At 46.7% G+C, this 25,259-nt stretch carries 22 protein-coding genes and 1 CRISPR repeat array; of the genes, 5 read left to right on the plus strand and 17 right to left on the minus strand.

Annotated elements, in window-relative coordinates; translation table 11 throughout:
* The first annotated feature begins 4 nt into the window (after positions 1–4).
* Genes HMPREF0860_RS05380 through HMPREF0860_RS05390 form a run of 3 tightly spaced genes read left to right on the plus strand, consistent with a single transcriptional unit; the run spans position 5 to position 3,482 of the window.
* The gene (locus tag HMPREF0860_RS05380) at positions 5–1,492 is read left to right on the plus strand and encodes a tripartite tricarboxylate transporter permease (protein ID WP_021331168.1); all 1,488 of its coding nucleotides are present in this window, start codon (positions 5–7) and stop codon (positions 1,490–1,492) included.
* Positions 1,489–2,667, plus strand: a complete 1,179-nt coding sequence (locus HMPREF0860_RS05385) for an amidohydrolase family protein (RefSeq protein WP_021331173.1) — start codon at positions 1,489–1,491, stop codon at positions 2,665–2,667. Before HMPREF0860_RS05380 ends, HMPREF0860_RS05385 begins: the two co-directional genes overlap by 4 nt.
* Positions 2,664–3,482 (plus strand): sugar phosphate isomerase/epimerase family protein, encoded by an 819-nt coding sequence (locus HMPREF0860_RS05390; RefSeq protein ID WP_021331166.1) that lies wholly within the window; start codon positions 2,664–2,666, stop codon positions 3,480–3,482. The genes HMPREF0860_RS05385 and HMPREF0860_RS05390 overlap by 4 nt, the downstream gene beginning before the upstream one ends.
* Before the next feature lie 43 nt (positions 3,483–3,525).
* Here HMPREF0860_RS05390 and HMPREF0860_RS13765 read toward each other — a convergent pair whose 3' ends face one another.
* A complete protein-coding gene (locus HMPREF0860_RS13765) occupies positions 3,526–3,732 on the minus strand; it encodes a hypothetical protein (protein ID WP_021331165.1) in 207 nt (68 codons plus the stop codon).
* Between the two features lie 211 nt (positions 3,733–3,943).
* Between HMPREF0860_RS13765 and HMPREF0860_RS05400 the strand changes: the two genes are divergently transcribed.
* Positions 3,944–5,125 carry an iron-containing alcohol dehydrogenase gene (locus tag HMPREF0860_RS05400; protein ID WP_021331172.1) on the plus strand — a complete coding sequence of 394 codons (1,182 nt, stop codon included), beginning with the start codon at positions 3,944–3,946 and terminating at the stop codon, positions 5,123–5,125.
* Positions 5,126–5,149: 24 nt separating this feature from the next.
* On the opposite strand, the gene HMPREF0860_RS05405 is transcribed toward HMPREF0860_RS05400, so the two are convergent.
* From HMPREF0860_RS05405 to HMPREF0860_RS05425, 5 genes are all read right to left on the minus strand, one after another.
* Positions 5,150–5,932: a metal ABC transporter substrate-binding protein gene (locus HMPREF0860_RS05405; RefSeq protein ID WP_021331144.1), complete on the minus strand. Its 783-nt coding sequence runs from the start codon at positions 5,930–5,932 to the stop codon at positions 5,150–5,152.
* A 122-nt stretch (positions 5,933–6,054) separates the two neighbouring features.
* The gene (gene yfcE / locus HMPREF0860_RS05410; protein WP_038081628.1) at positions 6,055–6,639 is read right to left on the minus strand and encodes a phosphodiesterase; all 585 of its coding nucleotides are present in this window, start codon (positions 6,637–6,639) and stop codon (positions 6,055–6,057) included.
* 95 nt (positions 6,640–6,734) lie between these two features.
* Complete coding sequence (locus HMPREF0860_RS05415; RefSeq protein WP_021331161.1) at positions 6,735–7,517, minus strand: TrmH family RNA methyltransferase; 783 nt, start codon at positions 7,515–7,517, stop codon at positions 6,735–6,737.
* 58 nt (positions 7,518–7,575) lie between these two features.
* Positions 7,576–8,598, minus strand: coding sequence for a LacI family DNA-binding transcriptional regulator (locus HMPREF0860_RS05420; protein WP_021331141.1), 1,023 nt, complete (start codon positions 8,596–8,598; stop codon positions 7,576–7,578).
* A 39-nt stretch (positions 8,599–8,637) separates the two neighbouring features.
* A complete protein-coding gene (locus HMPREF0860_RS05425; RefSeq protein WP_021495568.1) occupies positions 8,638–10,170 on the minus strand; it encodes an L-fucose/L-arabinose isomerase family protein in 1,533 nt (510 codons plus the stop codon).
* Positions 10,171–10,270: 100 nt separating this feature from the next.
* On the opposite strand from HMPREF0860_RS05425, the gene HMPREF0860_RS05430 reads away from it, so the two are divergent.
* Complete coding sequence (locus HMPREF0860_RS05430; RefSeq protein ID WP_038081636.1) at positions 10,271–11,224, plus strand: DMT family transporter; 954 nt, start codon at positions 10,271–10,273, stop codon at positions 11,222–11,224.
* A 56-nt stretch (positions 11,225–11,280) separates the two neighbouring features.
* A CRISPR array of direct repeats spans positions 11,281–14,336; the repeat unit is 31 nt; unit sequence GTTTCAATTCACGCTCCCGTAAGGGAGCGAC.
* A 175-nt stretch (positions 14,337–14,511) separates the two neighbouring features.
* On the opposite strand, the gene cas2 is transcribed toward HMPREF0860_RS05430, so the two are convergent.
* The 11 genes from cas2 to HMPREF0860_RS05485 form a co-directional block, all read right to left on the minus strand.
* Positions 14,512–14,799: a CRISPR-associated endonuclease Cas2 gene (gene cas2, locus HMPREF0860_RS05435; protein ID WP_016521200.1), complete on the minus strand. Its 288-nt coding sequence runs from the start codon at positions 14,797–14,799 to the stop codon at positions 14,512–14,514.
* Between the two features lie 15 nt (positions 14,800–14,814).
* The gene (gene cas1c, locus HMPREF0860_RS05440; RefSeq protein ID WP_021331149.1) at positions 14,815–15,846 is read right to left on the minus strand and encodes a type I-C CRISPR-associated endonuclease Cas1c; all 1,032 of its coding nucleotides are present in this window, start codon (positions 15,844–15,846) and stop codon (positions 14,815–14,817) included.
* Positions 15,847–15,860: 14 nt separating this feature from the next.
* Positions 15,861–16,499 carry a CRISPR-associated protein Cas4 gene (gene cas4 / locus HMPREF0860_RS05445; protein ID WP_021331164.1) on the minus strand — a complete coding sequence of 213 codons (639 nt, stop codon included), beginning with the start codon at positions 16,497–16,499 and terminating at the stop codon, positions 15,861–15,863.
* Entirely contained in the window at positions 16,499–17,371 is an 873-nt protein-coding gene (gene cas7c, locus HMPREF0860_RS05450) for a type I-C CRISPR-associated protein Cas7/Csd2 (RefSeq protein WP_021331147.1), read from the minus strand. The genes cas4 and cas7c overlap by 1 nt, the downstream gene beginning before the upstream one ends.
* Positions 17,364–19,169, minus strand: a complete 1,806-nt coding sequence (cas8c, locus tag HMPREF0860_RS05455) for a type I-C CRISPR-associated protein Cas8c/Csd1 (protein ID WP_021331146.1) — start codon at positions 19,167–19,169, stop codon at positions 17,364–17,366. The genes cas7c and cas8c overlap by 8 nt, the downstream gene beginning before the upstream one ends.
* Positions 19,166–19,927: a type I-C CRISPR-associated protein Cas5c gene (gene cas5c / locus HMPREF0860_RS05460; RefSeq protein ID WP_021495565.1), complete on the minus strand. Its 762-nt coding sequence runs from the start codon at positions 19,925–19,927 to the stop codon at positions 19,166–19,168. Before cas5c ends, cas8c begins: the two co-directional genes overlap by 4 nt.
* 17 nt (positions 19,928–19,944) lie before the next feature.
* A complete protein-coding gene (gene cas3 / locus HMPREF0860_RS05465; protein ID WP_021331295.1) occupies positions 19,945–21,915 on the minus strand; it encodes a CRISPR-associated helicase Cas3' in 1,971 nt (656 codons plus the stop codon).
* Positions 21,899–22,291 (minus strand): CRISPR-associated endonuclease Cas3'', encoded by a 393-nt coding sequence (locus HMPREF0860_RS05470; protein WP_021495560.1) that lies wholly within the window; start codon positions 22,289–22,291, stop codon positions 21,899–21,901. Before HMPREF0860_RS05470 ends, cas3 begins: the two co-directional genes overlap by 17 nt.
* Positions 22,292–22,465: 174 nt before the next feature.
* Entirely contained in the window at positions 22,466–23,494 is a 1,029-nt protein-coding gene (locus HMPREF0860_RS05475; protein ID WP_021331294.1) for a hypothetical protein, read from the minus strand.
* A gap of 76 nt (positions 23,495–23,570) precedes the next feature.
* Positions 23,571–23,897 (minus strand): hypothetical protein, encoded by a 327-nt coding sequence (locus HMPREF0860_RS05480; protein WP_021331296.1) that lies wholly within the window; start codon positions 23,895–23,897, stop codon positions 23,571–23,573.
* A gap of 219 nt (positions 23,898–24,116) precedes the next feature.
* Complete coding sequence (locus HMPREF0860_RS05485; protein WP_021331297.1) at positions 24,117–25,109, minus strand: helix-turn-helix transcriptional regulator; 993 nt, start codon at positions 25,107–25,109, stop codon at positions 24,117–24,119.
* Positions 25,110–25,259: the final 150 nt, after the last annotated feature.

Here is a 25,259-nt window from a genome sequence, read left to right on the forward strand (position 1 = left end):
GATCGTGTTTACAAATATTGCTTTAGGAGTTGCAGGGGTATTTACGGTATACAATCTGCTTTTTATGTTGATAGGGCTTATCGTCGGTATAATCTTCGGAGCCTTGCCCGGATTCAGCGCAACTATGGCGGTGGCGGTCTTCGTCCCTTTTTCATACGTCTTGGATGCGGGGACGGCGATGCTGCTTTTAAGCGGCGTGTATTGCGGCGCGATTTACGGAGGATCTATTCCGGCAGTATTATTGGGTATTCCCGGTACACCTGCAAGCGTCCCGACATCGATGGAGGGACACCCGCTGTTGAAAAAAGGAGAAGGCGGTCAAGCGCTCGGCATTGTAACTTTTGCTTCTTCTTTCGGAGGTTTGCTGTCGTCGATCGCATTACTTATTTGTGCGCCGTTGCTGGCGCTAATCGCGATGCGTGTAGGTCCTCCCGAACAAATGATGGTCGCTGTTTTCGGTCTGTCGGTTGTTTCGATGCTTTCCGAAAAAAATATGGCTCGAGGTATTTTTATTTGTTTTGTCGCTTTGGCGATTGCGTGCATAGGGCAAGATCCCGTACTTGGATTTCCGCGGTTTACATTCGGAAATTATAAATTATCCGGAGGACTTGAAGTCGTTTCCATTTTAATAGGCTTATTCAGTTTGCCTGAAGTTTTTAAAATGATAATTTCCATCCGCAATGAAAAAGAAATAAAAATCTCTTTTTCCGACAGCAAAGTCAAAGTACCGTGGAAAATCATAAATAAAAATTGGTTTAACCTGCTTCGATCATCTATCATCGGGATTATTGTCGGTATCATACCGGCGGCAGGGCCGGATATCGCTTCGTTTCTTGCGTACAACGAATCAAAAAAGGCAAGTAAAAATAAAGATACGTACGGGCACGGAGCATACGAAGGGCTTATCGCATCCGAAAGCGCCAATAACGGGGTAACGGGAGGTTCCCTCATCCCTTTGCTTACTTTGGCAATTCCCGGATCAGCGCCGGCCGCTATTTTTCTCGGAGCGATGATTATAAAAGGTTTGCGACCGGGCCCGCTGCTTTTTACGAGCCATGCTTCTGAAGTGTATACGCTGATTGTCGGTTTTGCCGTCATAAATATAATAATGCTGTTCGTGGGTTTGCTCTTTTGTAAAATTGCTAAAAAGATTCTATTTATACCGAAACAAGTGCTCGTAACCCTTATCATTATACTCACTGTTGTCGGCTCGTATTCGATTCAGCAAAACATAACCGACGTTATAACGATGTTTATTGCAGGCGTCATAGGATACTTTTTAACAAAATACGATTATCCGCTTTCTCCGATAGCACTCGGCTTACTGCTCGGCCCGATGCTGGAAGAATCGATAATGCTCACGACTACGATGTATTCCAATTTTTTTATGATCTTTACGCGACCCATCGTTGATATTTTCAGTCTTTTTATTATCGTTTCTTTGTTTTGGCCGTTGATAAGTAAAAAATTAAAAACAGAGGTTAGAAAATGAAAATCTTTGCATCCCGCATGTTGGCAGGACCTCAACTCGAGCCAAAGACAAATCAAATGATAACGATTGACGACGGGAAAATACTGTCCATACAAGCGGGATCCGATGCAGGTGCCGATATCGTCTTTGGTGCGAAGACGACAGTAATGCCGGGTATGATCGACTGTCATTCTCATCTTGCATTGGATGCGCGGATACCCGATCATCTTAATTCGACGAACGATTCTGAAAAAAAACAATTATTGCGGGCACTGAAATCGGCACGAGATGATTTGGCTGCCGGTATTACCGGGTTACGATGCGTAGGGGATCGATACTATATCGATGTAATGCTCAGAGATCTTCAAAAAACCGGAAACTTACAGCTGCCGTGGATGGCGGTCGCCGGTATAGGCATGAAAGGATTACATGGACACGGGTATGTAGGGAAGGGGTTTTCAGGGACGGAAGATTTCAGACGACAATGTCGGGAAAATATATATCATCACACGGATTGGCTCAAAATATTTATGACGCAGGGTATTCCTCCTGCAAAAAGCGATGCGCATCTCAATTGTTTTCTCACGCAAGATGAAGTACATGTTGTAGTAGAAGAGGCACGAAACTGCGGTTTGAAAGTCAGTGCGCATTGTATCGGCGGCAAAGCGCTTTATCACTGTTTGAATGCAGGAGTCGATGTAATCGATCATTGTTATTGGGTTACGGATGCGGAAATCGAAGCTTTGATAAAAAACGGTACCTGCGTTTGTTTTACGTCGGGTATTATTATGGACGATTCTCGGCTGCCCATGATTCCGTCGAGCCATGCCGACGCGGTTTTAAAATCGAGAGATGAAGTACAAAAAAGACTTTCAAAATTGGTTGCCGCCAAACCTCGTTTTATTATCGGTACGGACGCATATCACGGACTTTTATATCGTGAAATCGGATGGATGCATCGTTTGGGAATGGATATCAAAGAAGCGATAAAAGGTATAACCGTGTATGCAGGCGAAGTGCTGGAGCGAAAAACAGGACAATTAACTGTCGGCTATGACGCAGATTTGATCGCCGTTAGAGGAGATCCACTAACCGATTGGCAGGCATTGTCTGACGTTGATACCATTATAATACATGGGAATATGATTCAAACAAGCGATATATTTTGCAACAACACTATGGAGGTAACAGTATGAAATTATCTGTCGCAATTGCAAGTAAAGATGCGCTGCCCAGCGCATTTGTCGTATTTCGAGGAATCGACGCATCGATCAAAAAAGCTGCCGAATTGGGCTATGACGGTGTCGAGTTGGCACTGAAAAGTCCGGATGAAGTGGAAGCGGCTCGGCTGCGCTCTCTATTGCGTGAAACGGGATTATCGATTTCCGCCGTTTCAACAGGTCAAGTTTGGTCGGCAAGACAGCTGTCATTCATGGATGAAGATAAACAAAAACGAAAAGAATTGAAAAAAACTTTTTGCGGTTTTATCGATCTTGCTTCCGATTTCGGCCAAAAAGTGAATATAGGCCGTATTCGGGGTACTTTTAATGAACGGGATCGTTCTTTTTGTGAAGATTTATTTATCGATATGATTCGATATTTGGCGGAATACGCGGAAAAAAAAGGCGTATCTTTGATGATTGAGCCTGTCAATCGTTACGAAACGGATTTCATTAATAATACCGAAGAATGCGCTTTGATGATTAAAAAAGCCGGGTGCGGCAATTTGAAAATGATGCCCGATGTATTCCACATGAATATCGAAGATGCTCATATCGGCGATGCATTGCGCCGGAGCCATGAATATGTGGATTATGTCCACTTTGCCGATACCAACCGTCATGCGCCCGGACAAGGTCATATGAACTGGGATGAGATATTTGCAGCCTTACATGATATCGGATATAAGGGCTGGACATCTGTAGAGATATTTCCCGTTCCGGATCCCGATACGGCTGCGAAACAAGCGATATCTTTTATAAAAGGAAAATACGCAAAGTATTACCGATAATCGGGAGCTTCTAAAAACTGAATTTTGTCGCGGTACGCAATTACTATTTCCCCGTCTCCGATTCTTTTTGCAGCCCCTCATTTGCGGCTTCCGCTTTGTCGAAATCGATCGGCGCAAAAGGCATCGCGAGTGCGTCGGCCGCTTCCTGTGCCGCTTTTTCCGAAGATTTTACGGTACACGATGCGGGAAAAAATGCGAACGCAAGCACGCAGAGTACGGAAAGCGGCAAAGCGATCTTTTTGATAATCATACCGGCCTCCTTTTTCATCATAACACAAGCTTGTAACGCAATCAACGTACGGGCAGTCATATAGTTTTTGGAAATGCTTGAAAGAAACTTATTGCGCGCTTCGGCTAATCGATATATACTGAAATCATCGAAACCGCAATTGAAGAAGCATGTACAAAGCGATGTCTGAAATATCGCCGTCGCTTTGTATTTCAAGTTTATAGGGGGTTGTATGTTCAATTTTACATATTTTACGCCGACGAAAGTCGTTTTCGGAAAAGAGACGGAAAAGCAAATCGGCGCGCTCGTCGCGGAACAAAAATGCAAAAAGGTACTCGTCCATTACGGGAGCGGCAGCGTACAAAAATCGGGGCTTCTCGACCGCATAAAAAAATCGCTCGACGAAATGCATATTTCGTATATTGAACTCGGCGGTGTCGTACCGAACCCGCGCCTTTCCCTCGTGTATCAAGGCATCGATCTTGTTAAAAAAGAAAACGTCGATTTTATCCTTGCAGTCGGCGGCGGCAGCGTTATCGATTCGGCAAAAGCAATCGGCTACGGCGTTGCAAACGAAGGCGACGTGTGGGATTTCTATGAACACACGCGTGTGCCGGAAGCGTGTATGCCGATCGGCGTCGTAGTGACGATTGCAGCGGCAGGAAGCGAAATGAGCAACAGTACGGTTATCACCAAAGAAGAAGGGCAGGTAAAGCGCGGCTGCAATACGGATTTTTGCCGTCCGAAATTTGCGATAATGAATCCCGAATTGACGATGACGCTTCCCGATTATCAAACCGCGTGCGGCTGTACCGATATCCTCATGCATACGATGGAGCGCTATTTTACAAACGGCGGCAATATGGAAATTACCGACAGCATCGCCGAAGCGCTCATGCGCACGGTTATGATAAATGCGCGGATACTGCGTGACGAGCCGCAAAATTACGATGCGCGCGCAGAGATCATGTGGGCGGGAAGCCTTTCACACAACGGGCTCACCGGCTGCGGTAACGACCGCGGCGGCGATTGGTCGTCGCACGCGCTCGAACACGAATTGAGCGGTATGTTCGACGTCGCGCACGGCGCAGGACTCGCGGCGATTTGGGGAAGCTGGGCGCGCTACGTGTATAAGGATTGCCTGCCGCGTTTCCATAAGTTTGCCGTTAACGTCATGGGGATTGCGGACGGTAATCCGGAAGAGATCGCACTGCGCGGCATTCAAGCGATGGAAAAATTCTTCCGCAAAATAAAAATGCCGACGAACCTCAAAGAGCTCGACATCAATCTTTCCGAAGAGCAGATGAAAACGCTCGCGCACAAATGCAGCCTCGCGACGGGCGGCAAGCGCGGTTCTGCAAAAGTGTTATACGAAGCGGATATGTTCGAAATTTATAAAGCGGCAAATCAATAGCATAAACCCGCATCGAGTAAATTGTTAGAGCGCCTTCATCAGCGCGGCGATATTTTCCTGTACGACGCGCAGCAGCGCGTTCCGTTCGACTTTATCGGGAAAGTTCCGCCACACGACGTATACCGCTTTCGGCGCGACTTCGGCAAGCGGGCTGCCGACGGGGTTGTGCACGTTGTCGATGATTATATCGTAGCCGCCGCTTTTCGCATCCGCGATTTGATTCGCCGTCACACCCTCCGCTCCGAATATCGCCGCAACGGTAAAACCCAAATCGGCGGCGAGATAGCGCTGATGCGTGTGGCACAGAACTTTTGCATTCGATTTTCCTCTGCGCTCGATTTCCGCTTTCGCTTCTCGTATTGCGTTTACGTAGAGCGCGAGGCGCGCTTCGTTTTCTTTTTCCGTACCCAGCTTTTCCGCGATTTTTGCCGTTTCGCTCGTCACAGTCGCAATCGAATTGTTGTTCGCAATTCGTATCATCTGCACAGTGCCGACGGAAGTGCCGAGTGTTTTCATCATACGCTCAAAACCGGCGTAGACGAAAAAATCGCTCGCTGCGATTTTTTGAATGTCGCTCACCGTCACTTCGTATTCCGGCGGATGGCGGAGGTTTGCGGGTGCGATCGTTTCGACGCCGTCCGCTCCTGCGATATCGGCAAAGGCGGCCGTCCACGACGTCGACGCAACGACGCGCGGTTTCGTTTCGGACGCACTTCGTACAGGAGAGCGCTCTCCGGTTTTTTCATTTGCAAAAAGTACCGCCCCTGCAAATGCGAGCAGTATGAAATTAATAATTTTTTTCATCATGTAAAGTCCTCCAAATATATTCAGACAAAACCGGTTTGCCGTCCCTTAAAATTACACAGGCGGCGTCCAAAAACTTCAGTTTATGGACAGTTTCCTTGTTAATGCAATTTTTTGCGGGCCGCTTATTTGCAGCTCATCCGCTTGAGTTCTCGCCCATCCATATCGTACAGTGCGATTTCACCCTTTTCGTATACGGCAAATCCCGCAGGAGAGCCGTTCTTCGGAAGCGATGTCGAACCGGGATTGCATACAAGCACGCCTTCTTGCGTTTTATACAAATGCTGTTCGTGGATGTGTCCGAACAGTTCGATATCGTTCGGCGAAAGCGGCGGAATTTTGCTTCCGGCGACGACCGCTTCGTCCGACGTTTTTTTCGCCGGAGAATAGATATGTCCGTGCGATGCGAAAATTCTCACACCGTCATCGACGATACAGGCGTAATCCACAGAAATCGGAAAGGCAAGTACCATCTGATCGACTTCGGCATCGCAGTTTCCGCGGCACGCGATTATCTTATGTGCAAGCGGATTGAGCATTTGCGAGACAAGGGCGGGCGCATAATTTTCCGGCAGCGGATTTCTCGGTCCGTGGTACAGCACGTCGCCGAGTAAAATAACTTTATCGCATTCGAGCGCTTGAAAGTGCGCAAGCGCTTTTTCGCACGCGGCGGCGCTTCCGTGAATATCGGACATGATAAAGTATTTCATAATACGAATCATAACACGCTTAGCGTCTTTTGACAATGTTTTGAAAATATCTCATTCGGGACAACAATATCGGAAATCATATTTTCCGTCCCGCATCAGTGCGGCGGCTGCGTTTTTTGCAGTTCGTATAAAATGACCGATGCCGCCTGCGCGACGTTTAAGCTCTGTATCGCAGGTTCGGCTCCTTCGGCGAACCCGGCAAAGGGGATGATGACGCATTCATCGCAGTTTTTGCGCACGTCGTCTGAGATGCCGTCCTCTTCGTTGCCGAGCACGATGAGCAACGGTTTTTCGCCGCGCATACCGGCAATTTCCGCAAGCGTTTTTTTTGCACGCAAATCGGTGCCGATCCGCATCATGCGTCCGCGTACCGCTTCCATAAAACGCGCAATCGAATTCGCCGAATAGATATCGACGAATTCCATGCCCCCTTGGGCGATGCGGTAGCTGCTCGTCGTAATGGCCGACTGCGATTCGTCCGCCGGGATAACGATGTTTTTCATACCGAAAAAAGCTGCGCTCCTGACGATTGCGCCGAAATTGTTCGCATTGCCGATGCGGTCGAGCACGAGCACGTTTTCGCCGTTTGCGATCCACTCGTCCGCGACGTCGGAATCGAGCGGCATAATTTTCGGCATAAAGATCATCGCGACGACGCCCTGATGATGCACGGTTCCGGAAAGTTTTTCCAAATCGGCCGGCTCGACCAAATTATATATGCCGCCCTTTTTCGCAAGCTTTTTGCACAAGCCTCCGAAAAACGGCGCGGTTTCTTTTGTAAAATACAATCGGCGGATTTTTTTCCAATCTTTTTTTTCGAGCTTTTTTACGGCGGAAAGTCCGCACACCGCAAGTTCGTCGTTTTGTTTGTTTCGCATGAATTTATTGTAGCCGATTGCGCCGCACGTGACAACGCGTTTTTTCGGTACGCTATTCCTATAGGTTGCCGGCGATTTTAATAATCGTCTGTGTGATGTAGTCTTGGGGCGGCTTTTTGCCTTCTTCCATGAGATAGGAGAACAATCGCATGATGCCGATATAGCCTTGCGTTTCCGGCTCTTGGCAGATCGTAAAAGCAATGCCGCCTTCTTTAATAATTTTTTTAATCTCCGGCAAATCGTCGAACACGAGTAGCGCGATTGAAGAGCGACCGAGCTCTTTTATCGCACGGTATACTCCGGGGACGCCGCCTGCGACGACAAAGACGCCGGTGATTTCGGGATGCTCCGAAAGAATCGTGCGTGTGAGCGTATATGAATCTTCATTGTTGTCGAAAGCTTCTACCGTTTTAATAATTTCGTATGCAATGCCGTGTTTTGCAAGCCCGGAGCAAAATCCTTTGATTCTATCGTTGTGCCCGCGCATGTGGAATGAACCGCTTACGATTAATAATTTTTGTTTTTCTTTTGTGATAAGCGACAACATGCCCGCTGCGGTGTACCCCGCTTTTTTGTAGTCGGTGCCGACATAGCAGATTCTTCCGCTGTCGGGGATATCGGTGTTGACGCTGACGACGGGGATGCCGCCGTCCGTGAACGCGAAAACTTCCCGTTGCACTTCGGGTAAGTCGAGCGTTGTGATGCACATACCGCTGTAGCCTTTTTTTGTCGCTTTTTTTATCGCGGCGATATGCGTTTGCGCGTCGAATCCGCGTATGTGAATCAGCTCTACGCTTACGCCGTAATCTTTAAGCTCCGCTTCGGCTCGCCGAAATCCTTTGATGACATCGTTGAAAAACGGATTGTCTCTGTCGGGAAGCAGGCAGCCGAAGCGAATAGGCTGTTTGCGAGCTGCAAGCGCTTTGCCTGCGCGGTTCGGTATGTAGCCCAGTTTGTCGGCGATGAGAAGGATCCGTTTCGCTACTTCGGGTTTGACATCCTTTCTGTTGTGAAGCACGCGATCGACGGTTCCGCGGGACACGCCGGCTTTTGCCGCAATATCTTTTATCGTAACAGCCATGTTCAGCCTTTTCGATATCGATCGAATGCCGAGCGGTTTTTACGCCCGGTATTCGTCGCAGCGGTTTTCAAACGGATTTTCATCGCCGTACAGCTGCCCGGCGGATTTATTGTATGAAATATCCTGTACGCCGAGATAGTCGAACACGGTGAACAGCGCTTTGCCCGCATGTCCGAACGCTACCGCGCCGTGGTGCGGATATCGTTTTGAAATGAGTACGTGACGGTAAAACCTGCCCATTTCGGGAATCGCAAACACGCCGATGCCGCAGAACGAACGCGTTGCGACGGGAAGCACTTCGCCCTGCGCGATGTATGCGTGCAGCGTCGTGTCCGCCGCGCTCTGAAGTCTGAAAAACGTGATATCGCCGGAATCGATGTCGCCTTCGAGCGTGCCCCGCGTAAAGTCGGGCTCACTGCCGGACGGCTCGAGCAGGCGGTGCTGGATGAGCTGATATTTAATCGCGGGTTTGCTTTTCGGATTCAAACGACAGAACGGCGTATTGCCGCAGTGAAATCCCATAAACACGTCCGTCGCTTTGTAAGCGTAAGGGAATTTTCCTTTGATATCGTTTTCGTACATATCAGCGGGTACGGAATTGTTGATATCGAGGAGCGTGACCGGAGAGCCCGTCACACAGGTGCCGATATATTCGCTGAGCGCGCCGTAGATGTCGACTTCACACGCAACCGGAATGCCGCGTGTCGCAAGGCGGCTGTTTACATAGCAGGGTTCGAAGCCGAATTCTTTCGGAAACGCCGGCCAGCATTTGTTTGCAAACGCGACGTATTTTCGCGCACCTTTGTTCGCTTCCGCCCAATCGAGCAGCGTAAGTTCAAACTGCGCCATGCGCGGGAGCAGATCGGGAAATCGGTTGCCTTCCGTACCCAGTTCGCTTTCCATATCTTTTACGACTTCGGGAATGCGGCCGTCGTCTTTATGCGCGCGGTACGACACGAGCAAATCGAGTTCCGAGTTTTCCTGGATTTCGACGCCGATATCGTAGAGCGCTTTAATCGGCGCGTTACACGCAAAAAAATCCTGAGGGCGAGGACCGAACGTGATGATTTTCAAATTCGCAATGCCGATGCACGCACGCGCGACCGGAATAAAATCACGCAGCATTTTTGCAATGTCGCAGGCGGTTCCGATCGGATATTCGGGGATGACTGCATTGAGTTTTCGAAGCCCGAGATTGTACGAACAGTTGAGCATACCGCAGTACGCGTCTCCTCTCCCGTCGATTAAATCGCCTGCGTGCTCTTCGGCCGCAGCGGCGTACAATACGGGACCTGCGAATTCTTTTGCGATGAGCGTTTCAGGCGTTTCGGGGCCGAAGTTTCCGAGAAATACGCACAGCGCGTTGCAGCCCGCCTGTTTTACTTCGTCGACGGCTTTGAGCATATCGACTTCGTTTTCGACCGTCGTCTTCGCTTCGTAAATCGTGCCGTACTGCGAAAAGGATTCTACGATTGCTTTGCGCCTCCGCTCCGAAAGCGAAATGACAAAACAGTCGCGGCTTACCGCGATGATCCCGAGTTTGACTTCGGGGACGTTTGTAATTTTTTTCATAGCTGTGTTCTCCTGATTAAGGGATAATACCGTGCTCGTGCACGGTATTATCGTATCGAATACGCTGTTTTTTATCAAGCGAATGTGCTATACTTTCGTCATGTTTAAAAATCGACAACCGCAAAAATCGCTCACCGGTTTTTTCTTTGCCGCTTTTTCGATCTTTGTGTGGGGTATCACCTTTGTTTGTACGAAATCGCTTTTACAAGATTTTTCCGCGCTGGAAATTCTCGTCATCCGATTTTTATTCGCCTATGTCATGCTGTGGATTTTGTGCCCGCATCCGCTTCGACTTGCGTGCAAAAAAGACGAATGGCTTTTCGTCGCGGCAGGCTTAAGCGGCGTTGCGGTATATCAATTTCTCGAAAACATCGCGATCATGTTTTCGTCGGCGTCGAACATAAGCGTTATCGTTTCGATCTGTCCGATCTTCGCTGCAATCGTCGCACAGATTTTTCTGCACGAAAAACACGTCACGCCTTTTTTTATCGCCGGTTTTGTCATTGCGATTTCAGGTGTCGCACTCGTAAGCTTTAACGGAGCGGCGGAATTTCATCTCAAGCCGAAAGGCGACTTGCTTGCGCTCGGCTCCGCAGTTTCATGGGGATTCTATACGCTCTTTGTCACGAAAATCAACGCGTTGCGCTGCAATAAATTGGCAGTCGTACGACATATATTCTTTTACGCGATCGTTTGCATGGTACCGCTCGTACTTTTCGGTGCTCTGTCACCGCTTGCAAAAGACAATAACAATTTTTTTGTAACGTTCGATGCGGCTGTCAATATGTCCCGTTTTGCAAAACCGCTCAACTGGATAAATCTGCTCTTTCTCGGCGTCGCCGCGTCCGCGCTCTGTTTTGCTGCGTGGAACACCGCATGCGATAAGCTCGGTTCCGTCCGTGCAACCGTCGGCATTTATTTAATTCCCGTCGTGACGATTGTATTCGCGTATTTTGCACTCGGTGAACGGATCACCGCACCCGGCATAGCGGGTGTCGTGCTGACGATCTGTGGGCTCATGCTGTCGAATAAAAAAATGCGCAGTCAAATGTAAACGTCGCGTCCGGTGTTTCGGAAAACTCCTGTAAAAACGTTTTTCTCGAACAAGGAGTTTTAATTCACGCTCCCGTGAGGGAGCGACTCGTTCGTATACGGCATACCGCCGAATTCATCCGTTTCAATTCACGCTCCCGTGAGGGAGCGACGCTTACTGCTCCGCTCTATTTTTCAGGGCAGGGTTTCAATTCACGCTCCCGTGAGGGAGCGACATCGTGATGGATTTTGCCCGTGTTGCCGTGTACGTTTCAATTCACGCTCCCGTAAGGGAGCGACCGGGCAATCTGTCTTTTTGTATCCATTTGCTAAATGTTTCAATTCACGCTCCCGTAAGGGAGCGACCAGACGAAACCGAGTTGCTCGATGTCGATAAAAAGTTTCAATTCACGCTCCCGTAAGGGAGCGACTTAGTGCATGGCGCAACGGTACCATGCTCACTGTGTTTCAATTCACGCTCCCGTAAGGGAGCGACTCGATGTGGACATGGTGATCGGTAAATTGTGCATTGTTTCAATTCACGCTCCCGTAAGGGAGCGACTCGCATAGAGCGGGCGTCTTTATGCTTTTTCGTGTTTCAATTCACGCTCCCGTAAGGGAGCGACACGTATCGCTAGTATCGTGGATTAGGTTGTCAGTTTCAATTCACGCTCCCGTAAGGGAGCGACCTCGTAAGAACAGGGTTTACGGTATACGCGGTAAGTTTCAATTCACGCTCCCGTAAGGGAGCGACTACCTTGCTATTGTCAAAAATGACGAGGACGAGGTTTCAATTCACGCTCCCGTAAGGGAGCGACGAGCGGGTAATGGAGTAAAATTATTATGACAAAAGTTTCAATTCACGCTCCCGTAAGGGAGCGACTCGCGCCGAAATGCGCAAAGGGGGCAAAAAATGAGTTTCAATTCACGCTCCCGTAAGGGAGCGACTTATGTACCATGTAATAATTGCGTCTCCTTGCAAGTTTCAATTCACGCTCCCGTAAGGGAGCGACTTCGAGATTATGATGTCTCGCACATTTATGCGAGTTTCAATTCACGCTCCCGTAAGGGAGCGACCAGGAACAGTACAGAATATAACGGGGGGACGGTGTTTCAATTCACGCTCCCGTAAGGGAGCGACTTTGCAACGTTAATCATAGCATACAACATGTTAGTTTCAATTCACGCTCCCGTAAGGGAGCGACTACTTCCCTCATAGCATCTTGCTCAATATCGCCTGTTTCAATTCACGCTCCCGTAAGGGAGCGACGTATAAGAGTAGGCAAAAAGTGGTTGGACTTCGGTTTCAATTCACGCTCCCGTAAGGGAGCGACATGCGCAAGGGAGGCAAAAAATGAAAAAATTAGTTTCAATTCACGCTCCCGTAAGGGAGCGACCTGAGTTCGATGTTGCTGTAAATACAGGGTTCGGTGTTTCAATTCACGCTCCCGTAAGGGAGCGACGCCTGCCATTGCTGACACATATTTTTGCATACGGTTTCAATTCACGCTCCCGTAAGGGAGCGACGTTCATGCACTGGTTCAAAAAATCATGCAGCTTGTTTCAATTCACGCTCCCGTAAGGGAGCGACTTATTACTTAATCCAGATAATTACCCGTATAAGTTTCAATTCACGCTCCCGTAAGGGAGCGACTCGCACGCGTTGCTTTTTATCCACTGCGTTTATGTTTCAATTCACGCTCCCGTAAGGGAGCGACCCTAAACCCCATATTAAATCGATACCAAAAAGTAATGTTTCAATTCACGCTCCCGTAAGGGAGCGACTTGATGTCGATATGTCAATAGGTAATGTGCATATCGTTTCAATTCACGCTCCCGTAAGGGAGCGACGCTATATTATATATGTATAAGGAGCAAAGGTATGGTTTCAATTCACGCTCCCGTAAGGGAGCGACGTTATTACTTAATCCAGATAATTATCTGTACAGTTTCAATTCACGCTCCCGTAAGGGAGCGACGTGTTCCGCAGTAGTACATAGCTTTCCCGCCAGTTTCAATTCACGCTCCCGTAAGGGAGCGACCAAAGTTCGTATTATTTTTGCTCGGTTGGGGGAGTTTCAATTCACGCTCCCGTAAGGGAGCGACTAAAATGATTGAGCGCGTATGCGCGCGCGGACTTGTTTCAATTCACGCTCCCGTAAGGGAGCGACCTCCTTTGCGTATCTACTATACGTGATCTAACATGTTTCAATTCACGCTCCCGTAAGGGAGCGACTTGTGCTCAATGATGTACGTGTCCGTGCATTCGGTGTTTCAATTCACGCTCCCGTAAGGGAGCGACTTTTACTACTAGAGGTAAAGTGGATGCTTGACGTTTCAATTCACGCTCCCGTAAGGGAGCGACGCAATGCTTCTCAACTGATTTTTGCATTGCGCGGTTTCAATTCACGCTCCCGTAAGGGAGCGACCCGATAGCCGTATACACGGCGTCCCATCGTCCAGTTTCAATTCACGCTCCCGTAAGGGAGCGACATGAGTGACAATGCGTATGATTATATGGTGTCTGTTTCAATTCACGCTCCCGTAAGGGAGCGACTGTAACGCGCATAACGTTGCACGACTGCGGTGGTTTCAATTCACGCTCCCGTAAGGGAGCGACCAGACGAGGGCAATTATTATTTTAACGTATGGAGTTTCAATTCACGCTCCCGTAAGGGAGCGACACGTGGAGAGGTGCAACAGGTGTACTTGGGTGGTTTCAATTCACGCTCCCGTAAGGGAGCGACGCCAACACAAGGCAGTAAGTTATTGCGGCACGTTGTTTCAATTCACGCTCCCGTAAGGGAGCGACACTATCCGAACCAGAACGACCACCAGTCACAAAAGTTTCAATTCACGCTCCCGTAAGGGAGCGACTTAACGGTAATTTTAATGTTGGTGCTTTTGATGTTTCAATTCACGCTCCCGTAAGGGAGCGACCAAGCGTTTGACAAACGCTTTAATAACGATTTGGTTTCAATTCACGCTCCCGTAAGGGAGCGACCAACCGTTTACGACTGTACAAAGGTACAACCTGCGGTTTCAATTCACGCTCCCGTAAGGGAGCGACCTCGTTATTTTGCTGTTCGTCCGAGTTTTAATCGTTTCAATTCACGCTCCCGTAAGGGAGCGACAGTATAGCAGTTATTCTTTTGTAATATCGATATTTACACTATAATTTCCGCGAACTTCATTCCGAAACTACAGTGTCAATATCTAATTCACTATAATATAACGGGTTATAAAATTCAAGCGGAATGAATAACCAATGTGTGCTTCCCGTTCGCGGCCGGAAAGCCAGAAATCCGATTATAAAATCAAAACGCCTTGCGGATTGATCGGTTTCTTTTGCCCTACGTGTTCGACCTTACGCTCCCAATTTGCACCGAGCGCGTAAAAACGAATACTGTCGTAATTCGGATTTATTTCATTGAGCAATTTACTTTTCAGCGCAACCCATTGCGCGGGGTCGACTAAGCATTCAAAGACGGAATATTGAACGCGCTGTCCGTAATTTTCAAGAATCTTCGCCACATGCCGAAGGCGCTTTTCCCCTTTTTCATCTTTTGCCACATCATAACTTACCAGCATCATCATCGCGCGCCCCCTCTTTTATTTCCAAAGGTATACCGGATAGCCGTCAATATCGCCGCGTATGTGCCGGGCCAAAAGCCGCGCTTGGGTATGGAACAAAATTGCGAGATGCATTCTCTTCTCTACATATGGATGCTGCAAAACGGTTTCTTTCTTTTTTTGATACGCGGTAATTACTGTTTTGCGAGCCGCTTCATCCATGCTGACGGCGCCGCTTGCGGTTTTTTCAAATTGTTCGGGGATAACTTCATTTCGGTTGATAAGCGAAAGAACCAATCGGTCGGCAAAAAAAGAACGGAACTCTTCGGCAAGATCAAGGGCAAGACTTAAACGACCGGGTCTGTCGCGGTGCATAAAGCCGACGGCAGGATCGAGACCGACACATTCCAGAGCGCTTATCATATCGTGATACAAAAGCGTGTACACATACGAAAGCATTGCATTTACCGCGTCGAGCGGAGGACGCCGGTTACGTCCTTCAAATTTGAATCCGTCTTTTTGAGAAATAATCAATTCATCGAAGACTGAAAAATATGCTTTCGACGCATCGCCTTCAATTCCCCGCAAGACATCCAAGTCGCATTCTTTTTCCGCCTTATCGATATTCGAACCCAAAAGCGCAACGGCATCTTGAACTCTCTTGGCATCGATTTTTTCACCGTGATCGCGCAGCGAGCGCTGCAGCACGGTTTTTTGATTGGCCAATTTTCCGATAATAAAATATTTTGCAAGCGCAGCGGACTTTTCTTTATCGTCGGAAATTCTGTACTGTTCCTTTCGAAGCAAAACATTTCCCGCAACAGGCCCCTGCACGCGTGCAAGGAATTTTCCCGTTTCCGTTAAAAAACTTATCGTAATATTATACTTCGGCGCAGCGCCCAACAAAAACGGACTGACGAAAATATTCCCGAAACAAATAATACTGTCGAGCGTTATAAAAGGAATCAGCGCAAGCACCTTGCGGTCGGCAACGACTTCCACCGCTTCCCCCTTTTTATGCAGATATGTTTTTTGCGTGGTAATATAAAGCGTGTTAAGAAAGCGCTGCATACATCCTCCGTATATTATTCGTCGAGCGCGGAAACAGTCTGTCGCAATCTGCCCCTGATATAATTGACTGCCGATTTGTTTTTGCCGGCGGATTCGGGAAAGCACTCGTCGATAAACGAACAGCTTTCGCATTTTTTTGAATAGACGGCCGCAGGCGTTTTTCCGTCCGCAACGAAGCGATGAAAGCGCTCGGCAAGCTCGATCGTTTCTTTTCTGAGCTCATCGGTGATGGGAACGGGAATGCGCCGGCGAATTTTAAAATAAAATAGCGCTCCTTCATCTATCGTCCGGCAGAGCATTTCTTCAAGGCAGATAACTTGAGCGCACAGCTGAACTTCGTCACAAGTGTTTTCTTTCGGTTTTCCGTGCTTGTATTCTATCGGAATGATTTTTCCGTCGGAATAAAATTCCACAGCATCGGTACAGCCAGTAACGCCGAGAAGAGCTGACGCGATTTTTAAATTGCGCTCCGTCTTTACGGCTTTACGCGACTCCGCCGTAGCGCCATGAACTTTTTCGTGCTGAACCCGGCCTGCCGCCGTAAAAAAGTTTTCGCTCCATTGCTGTTCAATATGTATAAGCGCGCACTGCCGCGGACAAAAGCGTAAATGCTGAAGCCCGCTGAGCAGCAGGTAGTCGGATTCAGGGTACATTAGAGTGCTATTTTGGTAACAACTTCGCTTAAAGGTTTGCCATCAAGCGTAATCGTGTAATCGCTGAAATCGCGTGCGGGAGTATTTCCCGTATGTTCCGCTTTTATCCGATTGAACAACTCATCGGCAGGTTTTGAACCGAGTGCAGATGCGTGTTCAAAAATAATAAGCCGTCTTGTTGTCATAAGTCCGCGCGCGGCAGAACGATCGTATTCAAACATCCTTTCAAGCGCCTGCCACAAAAGTTCCAAATCTTCTTGTGAAAATCCTGTAGTTGAAGCAAACTGAGGCGAAACAAAACCGTAGGCTCGGTATAATCCGTAGGGAACGGTATACTTGCGTCCCATGGTTCTATTATCACCGCCTTGCTCTTCTGCTTCTTCCGCTGTCGTCACGGCCATTCTCGTTATAGTGTATTCGAACGATACAATAGGTTCTACGGATCGCGCAAACGTAAGCTGTACCGGCCCTCGTACCTGTCCCGCATTCGCTCCAGTGGTTAAAACGGCACCGAATGTTCGTATATCGAAAAACTTTTTGCACATACCGTCTCGCCCTTTTTTTATATCATCACCTTTTGCCTTTTTATCCTTGTTCTTGGTTACATCGATTCCCAGTTCTTCATGAATCTTATTGATTGCATCGTTGAGAACGGCTTTTTCTTTTACAAAAATATCATAGCCTGCTTCGCCGACTTTTACCGTTTGAACATAATTTCTTACTTTACGTTTTAAACACACGTCCGTAACAATGCCGTTCCCCGTTTCCGCATCGATACGAGGAAGATTTCCCGCATCGGGATCACCGTTAGGGTTCCCGTCTTTCACATCGAAATACAATACAAAATCATAGCGTTTTTCAAGCTTACTCATGAGTTTCTCCTTCTGATTTATTATTTTTTTCAAAAAAACTTTGTTTTTCGTGATAATATCCTATTGCAAACCGAGCTTGTTCTTCCAAAGTAAGATGTGCCGGAAAAGCATCCAGAGCATTTATAATCTCGCCGAGTTCTTTTTCTCTGACGGTTTTCAAACCTTGCTTTTCCTTCCCGTAATTACTTAAATGATGTTGATTCAATTTAAGCAATTGTGGAAAAACCGTAACCGGATTTGTTGATGCCGCGCCGTAGTAACGATCGGTAATCGTCGCATTCACCCCCCGATGCGTATCCTGCTGAACCTTTTCAAGGACTGCGAAAAGTCGTCCGACAAGATAGCCCTTGTTTTTACAATTTCTGTCCAAAGCCACAGTAACCTCCTCATTTATACCATGAAATCTATTATATCGATTGATATACGCTTTTAGTATTGCAGCCCGTTCACGGGTTACCTTTGACTGCTTCGGATCTTTATGTTCCGCTCTAATCCGCCGAATACACTGCTGCAGTAAAGAAACGGGATACGGTGTACCTTTTAAAATCGACTGTACAAACGAACCGATAAGATTCGGCGCAACGTTATCCATTTTATGTTTCAAAGCTGTTGCAGAAAGTATTTGATATAAATTCAAATATTCAGAAGCATCAGGCGCACGGATTATATCAAAATCGACAAAGTGTTGTCGAATACGCTCGGCAAAATCTTTTACTTTACCCGTTTCCCAAAAACGAACGGAGATACGAGCCGCGTTCGGAGAAAGGCAAAGAACATAAAAATTCGAATCGATACGTTCGACTTTTCCGGTATAAATCGCCGCAAATAAATTCTTAACTTCCTTTACGCATTTGTCGGGATTGTCGGGTTTAGCCCCCGCTGAAAAGTAAACGGAAAATATACTTTCAAAATTGTACTCTTTGTCCTCTTTTTCCGCCCAAAATATAACCGTATCCTTACCAAGGGTAAAATGATTTTCATCCGATTTTATAAGATAATTTAAAGCTTTGGTATAAGCAGCTGCCGCCTTTTGAGAAACAGGCGCGTTATATGCCTGTTCTTTTCCATAAGAATCATACCCGCTGGTTTTTTGGAAACCTACAAATTTTGCGTTACTTTTTGCACCTAAAATGGGAGTGGCCGTATGGAGCCGCGCAATAGGCCCTTTTTCTCCCGTTAGCAAACATATTCCGGAAGTATTTTCTTGCTCTTTTTCCGAGACTTCCGTGTTTTCATTTGGCAGCATGCGATTTCGCTGGTACTCCTTAACTGCAGGAGCCTGCGCTACCAAGTCCGTTTCCGCATTCAAAATAAAAGAAAAATTTCCGTTAGATTTTTTGCATTCTTCCCAATATTCCGACGAGCGAACTTTATCAAAACCGTTCGCTTTATTTGAAGTGTAGAATTTTAGTACGGCAGCGACGCCTATGTCCTTTTTTACCTCTTCGGGCAGCGATTCTATATTTTTAATAAACGCATTGTTTTGGTTTTCTGCATATGTATTGGCTTCTTTTTGTTTTTTCTCATTATCTTTTATTTCTTTCGGTTCCCGCAACACAAAGCCGATGTTATCCCACAAAAGAAACGGCGACTGCCACGAGTTCTTTCCCGAACGACCAACTCTTTGAGGGAGTAAATAGGTCTTTCCCTTTTTATCTTTTATCAGCGAAACCAAATTGACAAAAGAACCGTCTCCCCGAATTTCAATCAAATACTTTATTTCGATATTTTCAAAACCGTCTTCGGGAAGCGAATCTCCTTTGCGCTGTGCATATTCGTATAGTGCCTGTAAAATCATTTGCGCACCTCCTCACTGTTCCAATCGGGAACGATAACGGTTCCGTGTTCAAGCTTTGCACGAAAAAAAGCAGGCTTGATATTTTCGCAATCGGAATAATCCATATCGTACAGCATAAAGCCTAAATCTCTCGTTTCATCTATCGGCGTTGCCGTATCGTGCTCAAAGTCGATCAATTTGAAAAAGCAGGAAAATTCCCTGCAGCCCAAATACGGCTGAAAAAAACATTGTCCTTTTTTTGCACGCCGTTCAAACATTGCGTTGTATTTTGCAGGGTTTTCGTGAGCATGCTCCTCCGTCAGCGCACGTGAAAGAAGCTGCTCTTTTTCATCAGCGTCTACAAGATATTCGGGGAGAGGGTTATCAATCTCTTTTCTCTTTTTAGGCGGAATAAAAACCAAGTCCGCATATATACGATACTTTACATCTTTTAAAAAAAGACCCGCACGCTGCTGCCGATATTTTAATTTTCCTTGACTATCCAATTCATCTATGTAGATACCGCCGCTTTTATCGCTTGCAACGGCGCCGACTTCGTTTCTCCGCAGATTTATCCATTTTATTTTATTCAATACTTCAATCTTTTTTATTTTCCAATAAAAAGCAGGTTTCCAAAAAATGGCTTCAAATACGGCTCGTGCAGCGGAAGGAGTTATAACGTCGTAGCTTACACGCTCGACCTTCATCTCCGGCCGGGTAAAGCACGCATAATCACCCCACACTTCAAGGCAAAATGTTTTATCAAAATATTCCTGCATTCCGTTCTCCTTTTTATTTAGAATATATAGGTACCAAACGATTCAAGCGAATCGGCAACAAGTCCAAGCCCCGGTTGATATAGACATTCATCATTCGGAGCTTGAATATAAATATCCGCATCATCAAAGGGCCGTATCAACCTTCCCTTTTTTACCAATTCCGATATTTCCTTCAGCGGCAAATTTACCGAATACCTGCCTAAGGCCCGCAGTAACTTCCTATCGGGTCCGGCGGCGATAAGTTTATTTATCAATACCGAATTATCTTTCCCTGTTTTCGGTGATTTATAACGTATAATAACCGAGAGTTGATAACTGTTGTCTATCAAATGATAGTTATCCGACAGCGTTCTAAATTGAAATATACCGTCTACCTGTTCCTTTCCCGCTTCTTCATTACTTTTTATTTCCATCATCGTTTCAAAACAGGGTTTATCGAAATCTTCTATCAAACTAAAATATTTCGTAAAATATTCTCTAAAAATTTCCGGGGAAAATTCAATGTCATAATCGTATTTTTCAAAAAGTGATTTTGTTGCATCAGTCCCCTTCCTAAGTAATCCCGGAGGAATACGTGACGGCGGAGAAAATACATAGACAACCCCTAAATCTTTTATACTTCCTTCACGGTTGCACCTTCCGGCAGCCTGCGCGATAGAATCCATCCCCGACAAAGCTTTAAATACTACGGGAAAATCCATATCGACGCCGCATTCCACAAGCTGAGTGCTGACCACGCGAACGGTTCCACCGTTTCGCAATTTATTTTTTATATCCGAAATAATTTCGGAGCGTTCTTCCGCGCACATAAGCGCCGAGAGATGAATTGTTCCTTCGGGCATAAGAGTATACAGTGCCCGGCAATCTTTTCTGGTCGACACAATACAAAGCACCCGTTCAAAAGAGCATAACTTGTCGGCAACGCCTTGCCAATCGGGTATTTTTTCGCGTACGTAATCGGTATTGATCTTTACCCGTTTTAATTCTTTTGCCAATTCTTCGGGGTTATCGATAATCGGCGTTATCGCATCGCAGGGGATTCCTTCAAATGCTGCCGTATCCAAACCTATTCTGCCTTCAAGAGCAGGCTGCGTTGCAGTACAAAGCACAACCGTCACACCAAAACATGCTGTCAAACCGCGTAAAACGGAAAGTATCGATTTTAAATATTCCGGCGGAAGCATTTGCACTTCGTCCAGTATAATAATTGAATTAACAATATTGTGAAGCTTTCGACACGGGGCACTGTGAGCATTAAATAACGATTCAAATAATTGCACATCTGTCGTTACGACAATCGGCGCATCCCAATTTTCGGCCGCAAGTTTTTGTCTTCGCAACGGACTATTTGTATTGTTTTTTTCTTCATCTTTATCGAAATCAAAATTTGAATGATGTTCAAGCACATTTTCTTCACCGAAAAGATATTTATCTTGCTTTTTATATTCTTCAATAAGCGCATCAACATCGGTACCATACTTATAAACTTTTGCCGCCTGCTCGATGATACTGGTATACGGAATGGCCGTGATAATTCTTTTTTTAGTATGCGCAAGTGCATGTTCCAGAGCAAACGCCATAGCGGAAAGGGTTTTTCCTCCTCCGGTAGGAACATTCAGCGAAAAAAAACCACTTTTAAGATGTGCTTTTTCTCTGCAAGATTTTAAAATTGCCGCGCGGACTTCATTTATTTTTGAAGGCTTTGCATATGCAGTTTTTTCACTTATATATGCATCAAATCTATTTTTTAATTCAGCCAAGCTCGCATAATTGCCGCGAAGTTCAAATTGCTCCGGATTCATAAATCGTTCGGTATCGAGAAAATCCGCATCCACAAGGCACGAATAAAGCATCCGCACCCATAAATGATAATGCTCAAATCGATTAGAAGTCAGTTTATTAAATCCGAATGGTATCGATGCAGGCAGTGGAACGTTACGTATATCTTTTAATTCCGGTATCATTATAATATCAGTCATCTGCATCATTCATAAATTCCTTAAGAATTGATTTTAAGCTTTTACCCGATCCCTCATGCCAATCAGGCAAGCCTGCATGGTGACCTGCAATTAAATACGAAATAACTTTTTCAAACGGCTTTCTCGTTTGCATGTTGCAATACGCATACTGCGCACCCGCCTCAGCATGGTTCACCGTTCTTGGTCCCTTTCCGCGTATATAGTTTTGCCACGAAGGATCGGCTTTTCCTAAATCATGCCTCATAGCCGCCGCAGCCGCCCAATCGGCATTATTAAATTCCGCTGCAAAACCTGAGGCCAATTCGGCAACAGCCTTTGCATGTTCCGATAATGTTTGGACTTTTCCGTCTTCAGTAATGTGTGCAATGATCTCGGTATAACTCATGAAAACCTTCTCACATATTTATAAAAATTTCATAGACAACACCAGTATAATACGTTCTCGTATAAACGCAAGAAAAACATATTTATCATGCAACCGTCTCCCTTATTTAAAAGTATTCGCGACACGAATGTGCGGCAGATTTTACCTGTCCTCCGTTTTTTCCATCCCCTCTCTTTACACTTCCACCCGCACGACGATACCGCCGCGGCCGTTTTGCATATCGCCGATACGTGCAAGGCGTGCGTTAAAACGGAATGTATTCGGTTTGGCGGCGCGAAGGATCGCAGCTCCGGTCGCACGGATGTACCCGGCACGCTGCAAACCCGCATTACCCAAGACTTTCGCGCAAACGTCTTCCGCCGAAACGGAAATCGCATTGGCATCGTGCGGATTATAGGGTTCGGCTTGAACGCTCACACGGAGCGAAGCATAGAGCTTTTTCTTTGCGTCGCGTACTTTTTGCGTGCCGGCTAAAATATCGTCGCCGATTTTTTCGGAAAGTGTATCGCCGAGAAAATCGGATCCGTCGTTCCAACCGTAAAAGTTCGTCCCGACAATGCCGATCGTAAACACCGCATTGCGCTTTTTAAAATACCGTATAAACATCTGCTCGGGCGTTTCATTTGCGGTATCAGGTTTTAAAACATCTTTTGCCGCGCAATACAGCAAAAACCCCGTATCCGTTTTGCCCGCACCAAGCAGCGCATTCGTTTTGTACAGCGCGGTAAAGGCGGCCGTATCGCTGTGCGTGCGCCCGTATAGCCACGCAAAAAGCGCTTCCGCCGCAACCGGTTTTACGATAAAGAGCGTAAGCTGCGGAAACTTCATAAACAAAGCCGTCCGGCGTGCAAGCAGTTCCGCGACAAGCAAAGAATCGCCGCTTTCGACCGCAAGCAAAAGCGCGCCGACGTGGGTCAAAAATGCAAACGTATCGGCATCCGCGATTTCAAAATCGTTTGCAAGATACACGCGGATATCCCTGCAAAGCGCTTCGTCCGCATACGTATACCATGCGCTCGAAAAATATGGACTTCCGTCGAGCGTCTGTCTTGCGGCAAGCACTCCGTCCGTTATGTCTTCAAGCTTTCCGTAAAAATCAAGCTGCCCCGCCCGTGTCCGATTAAAGCCCCAATAAAGAGAATCCGTCCTTCCCGCCGCCCGAACGATGACATCCGCCTCGTTTCGATTTTTCAGTTCCGTCATACAAACCTCTCATCTTTGATTATCATCCCTATGAATACTCGATTCCGCCTGCCGTTGGCAATGATACGCAGCCTTTTCAAAAAGAAGTACATGCTCGCCAAACCCATGAAAAAAATAGAATAACACTGCCCAAAGTAATCAACTCACCGATGAGTCCTCCCCATGAAGCTGCTTCGGCTTCTCTTCTGAGCCGTTCTTCCTCTTCCCGCATTCTAAGCACCTGTTTATACGCTCTTTTTGCTTCGTGAATGATATGAGTGTTTTCCGCAGAGGTAAGACAATAACCTTGAATACTTTCCCAAGCATAGTCCATATCTCCGCCCGACTCATCCAGGCATTCAAGCGCCGTAAGCGCCGCTCCGTCCTGAAGCATCTTTCGATTTTTCATCTGTTGTTCCGTCATACAAACCTCCTTGCGCACAGTTCGATAAACGTGCCGAATCGCTGCGGCACGATCATTGCCGTAACAGCGCTGTAAGAGCTTTACGAAGAAAGTATACAACAGGGGGTGTGTCAACAAGTGATACAGGTGAGCCGTTTTATTATTTTTTTTTGATTTGATCAAAACCGGTAAAAAACTAAAAAATCGCGGGCGGCGCGTTTACGCACTTGCTCCGTTTCGTCAATACAATTTACCCATCTTTCGAACTTCCGCTTTTACCGCTTTGACAAGCTCAGGCGGATTGAGCACGGTAACTGCGCTCCCGAAGCTCATAACCCAATGAAGCGCTTCCGGCAGCTGATTCGTTTTAAATGAAAGATATACGCTGCCGTCCTTGTTGTGCCGAAGGCGCTGCGTCGGGTGCCAGCTGCGCTCCAAAATATACGTATTTATCTTTTCATCGAACAAAAGCTCTATCTTTACCGGAGCGCCGGCGGTATTCCAAACGCCGAATTCGCTGTCGAAATATTTTTTCGGATTAAAATCTTTCGGGCGGTCAAAACGCTCTTCCGTCGTTTTCGGATTTTTCATCCGCGAAAAAGCGAATATCCTGCACTTTTTGTGTTTCAAACAATAAGCGAGCATATACCAGTTCCCTTTTTGGCAAATCACGTGATAGGGCTGGGCGAGCCGCACACGGTAGGTTTTATCTCCGAGCGATTTGTATTCGAATGCGAGCGTACGCTGCATTTTCAGGCCTTCGAAAACCGCATAAAAAACGCCGTTGTCTATCCGCGGCAGCGGATCGCTTATAAAGCTTAAATCGCCCGACAAAAAAAACGAATCGACGGAAACTTCTTCGGGCATAAGGTTTATAATCGTATCGAAAATATTTTTCATGGACGATTCGAGCGGCGTATTTCGATATTGCTCCAAGAGCGGAATAACCGCCGACACCGCAAACAGATCGCCTTCGGAAAGCATGACGCTCTTTATAAAAAACGTCGGATCGGTATAATAATAACCGCGCTTTGCCTCATCGTATTCAAGCGGAGCGTTGTACCGGTCGCGCAAAAAATCGATATCGCGCATAATCGTACTGCGCGACACTTCAAACTTTTTACACAGATACGATGCATTCGGAAATTTCCCGCAACGGATGATTTCGTCGATTTTGAGAATACGAAAAACTTTTACTTTTTCTTCACGGTCTTTTTTCAACTTTTTTGCCATAACATTACCAGTATAGCACCGCTTTATAAAACGCGCAGAAAATATTTTTCACAGGCGGTTTTTCCCGTATTTTAAGTTTTCCCGCAGCAAGGCTTTACTGTGCCCCTTCGGCTCTTTGTTTTTTATCGGGACGAAACCTTTTTGCCGGCC

The sequence above is a fragment of the Treponema socranskii subsp. socranskii VPI DR56BR1116 = ATCC 35536 genome (genome assembly GCF_000468115.1).
Classification (GTDB): domain Bacteria; phylum Spirochaetota; class Spirochaetia; order Treponematales; family Treponemataceae; genus Treponema_D; species Treponema_D socranskii.

Excerpts from the sequence above, each read along its gene's own strand:
- HMPREF0860_RS05390 (WP_021331166.1), top strand. The coding sequence starts at position 2,664 with ATGAAATTATCTGTCGCAATTGCAAGTAAAGATGCGCTGCCCAGCGCA.
- yfcE (WP_038081628.1), bottom strand. The coding sequence starts at position 6,639 with ATGAAATACTTTATCATGTCCGATATTCACGGAAGCGCCGCCGCGTGC.
- HMPREF0860_RS05470 (WP_021495560.1), bottom strand. The coding sequence starts at position 22,291 with ATGAGTTATACCGAGATCATTGCACACATTACTGAAGACGGAAAAGTC.
- HMPREF0860_RS05425 (WP_021495568.1), bottom strand. The coding sequence starts at position 10,170 with ATGAAAAAAATTACAAACGTCCCCGAAGTCAAACTCGGGATCATCGCG.
- HMPREF0860_RS05480 (WP_021331296.1), bottom strand. The coding sequence starts at position 23,897 with ATGACGGAACAACAGATGAAAAATCGAAAGATGCTTCAGGACGGAGCG.
- HMPREF0860_RS05405 (WP_021331144.1), bottom strand. The coding sequence starts at position 5,932 with ATGATGAAAAAAATTATTAATTTCATACTGCTCGCATTTGCAGGGGCG.
- HMPREF0860_RS05420 (WP_021331141.1), bottom strand. The coding sequence starts at position 8,598 with ATGGCTGTTACGATAAAAGATATTGCGGCAAAAGCCGGCGTGTCCCGC.
- HMPREF0860_RS05400 (WP_021331172.1), top strand. The coding sequence starts at position 3,944 with ATGTTCAATTTTACATATTTTACGCCGACGAAAGTCGTTTTCGGAAAA.
- cas1c (WP_021331149.1), bottom strand. The coding sequence starts at position 15,846 with ATGCAGCGCTTTCTTAACACGCTTTATATTACCACGCAAAAAACATAT.
- HMPREF0860_RS05485 (WP_021331297.1), bottom strand. The coding sequence starts at position 25,109 with ATGGCAAAAAAGTTGAAAAAAGACCGTGAAGAAAAAGTAAAAGTTTTT.
- cas7c (WP_021331147.1), bottom strand. The coding sequence starts at position 17,371 with ATGAGTAAGCTTGAAAAACGCTATGATTTTGTATTGTATTTCGATGTG.
- cas4 (WP_021331164.1), bottom strand. The coding sequence starts at position 16,499 with ATGTACCCTGAATCCGACTACCTGCTGCTCAGCGGGCTTCAGCATTTA.
- cas5c (WP_021495565.1), bottom strand. The coding sequence starts at position 19,927 with ATGCAGGAATATTTTGATAAAACATTTTGCCTTGAAGTGTGGGGTGAT.
- cas2 (WP_016521200.1), bottom strand. The coding sequence starts at position 14,799 with ATGATGATGCTGGTAAGTTATGATGTGGCAAAAGATGAAAAAGGGGAA.
- HMPREF0860_RS05385 (WP_021331173.1), top strand. The coding sequence starts at position 1,489 with ATGAAAATCTTTGCATCCCGCATGTTGGCAGGACCTCAACTCGAGCCA.
- HMPREF0860_RS13765 (WP_021331165.1), bottom strand. The coding sequence starts at position 3,732 with ATGATTATCAAAAAGATCGCTTTGCCGCTTTCCGTACTCTGCGTGCTT.
- cas3 (WP_021331295.1), bottom strand. The coding sequence starts at position 21,915 with ATGATGCAGATGACTGATATTATAATGATACCGGAATTAAAAGATATA.
- HMPREF0860_RS05430 (WP_038081636.1), top strand. The coding sequence starts at position 10,271 with ATGTTTAAAAATCGACAACCGCAAAAATCGCTCACCGGTTTTTTCTTT.
- HMPREF0860_RS05415 (WP_021331161.1), bottom strand. The coding sequence starts at position 7,517 with ATGCGAAACAAACAAAACGACGAACTTGCGGTGTGCGGACTTTCCGCC.
- cas8c (WP_021331146.1), bottom strand. The coding sequence starts at position 19,169 with ATGATTTTACAGGCACTATACGAATATGCACAGCGCAAAGGAGATTCG.
- HMPREF0860_RS05475 (WP_021331294.1), bottom strand. The coding sequence starts at position 23,494 with ATGACGGAACTGAAAAATCGAAACGAGGCGGATGTCATCGTTCGGGCG.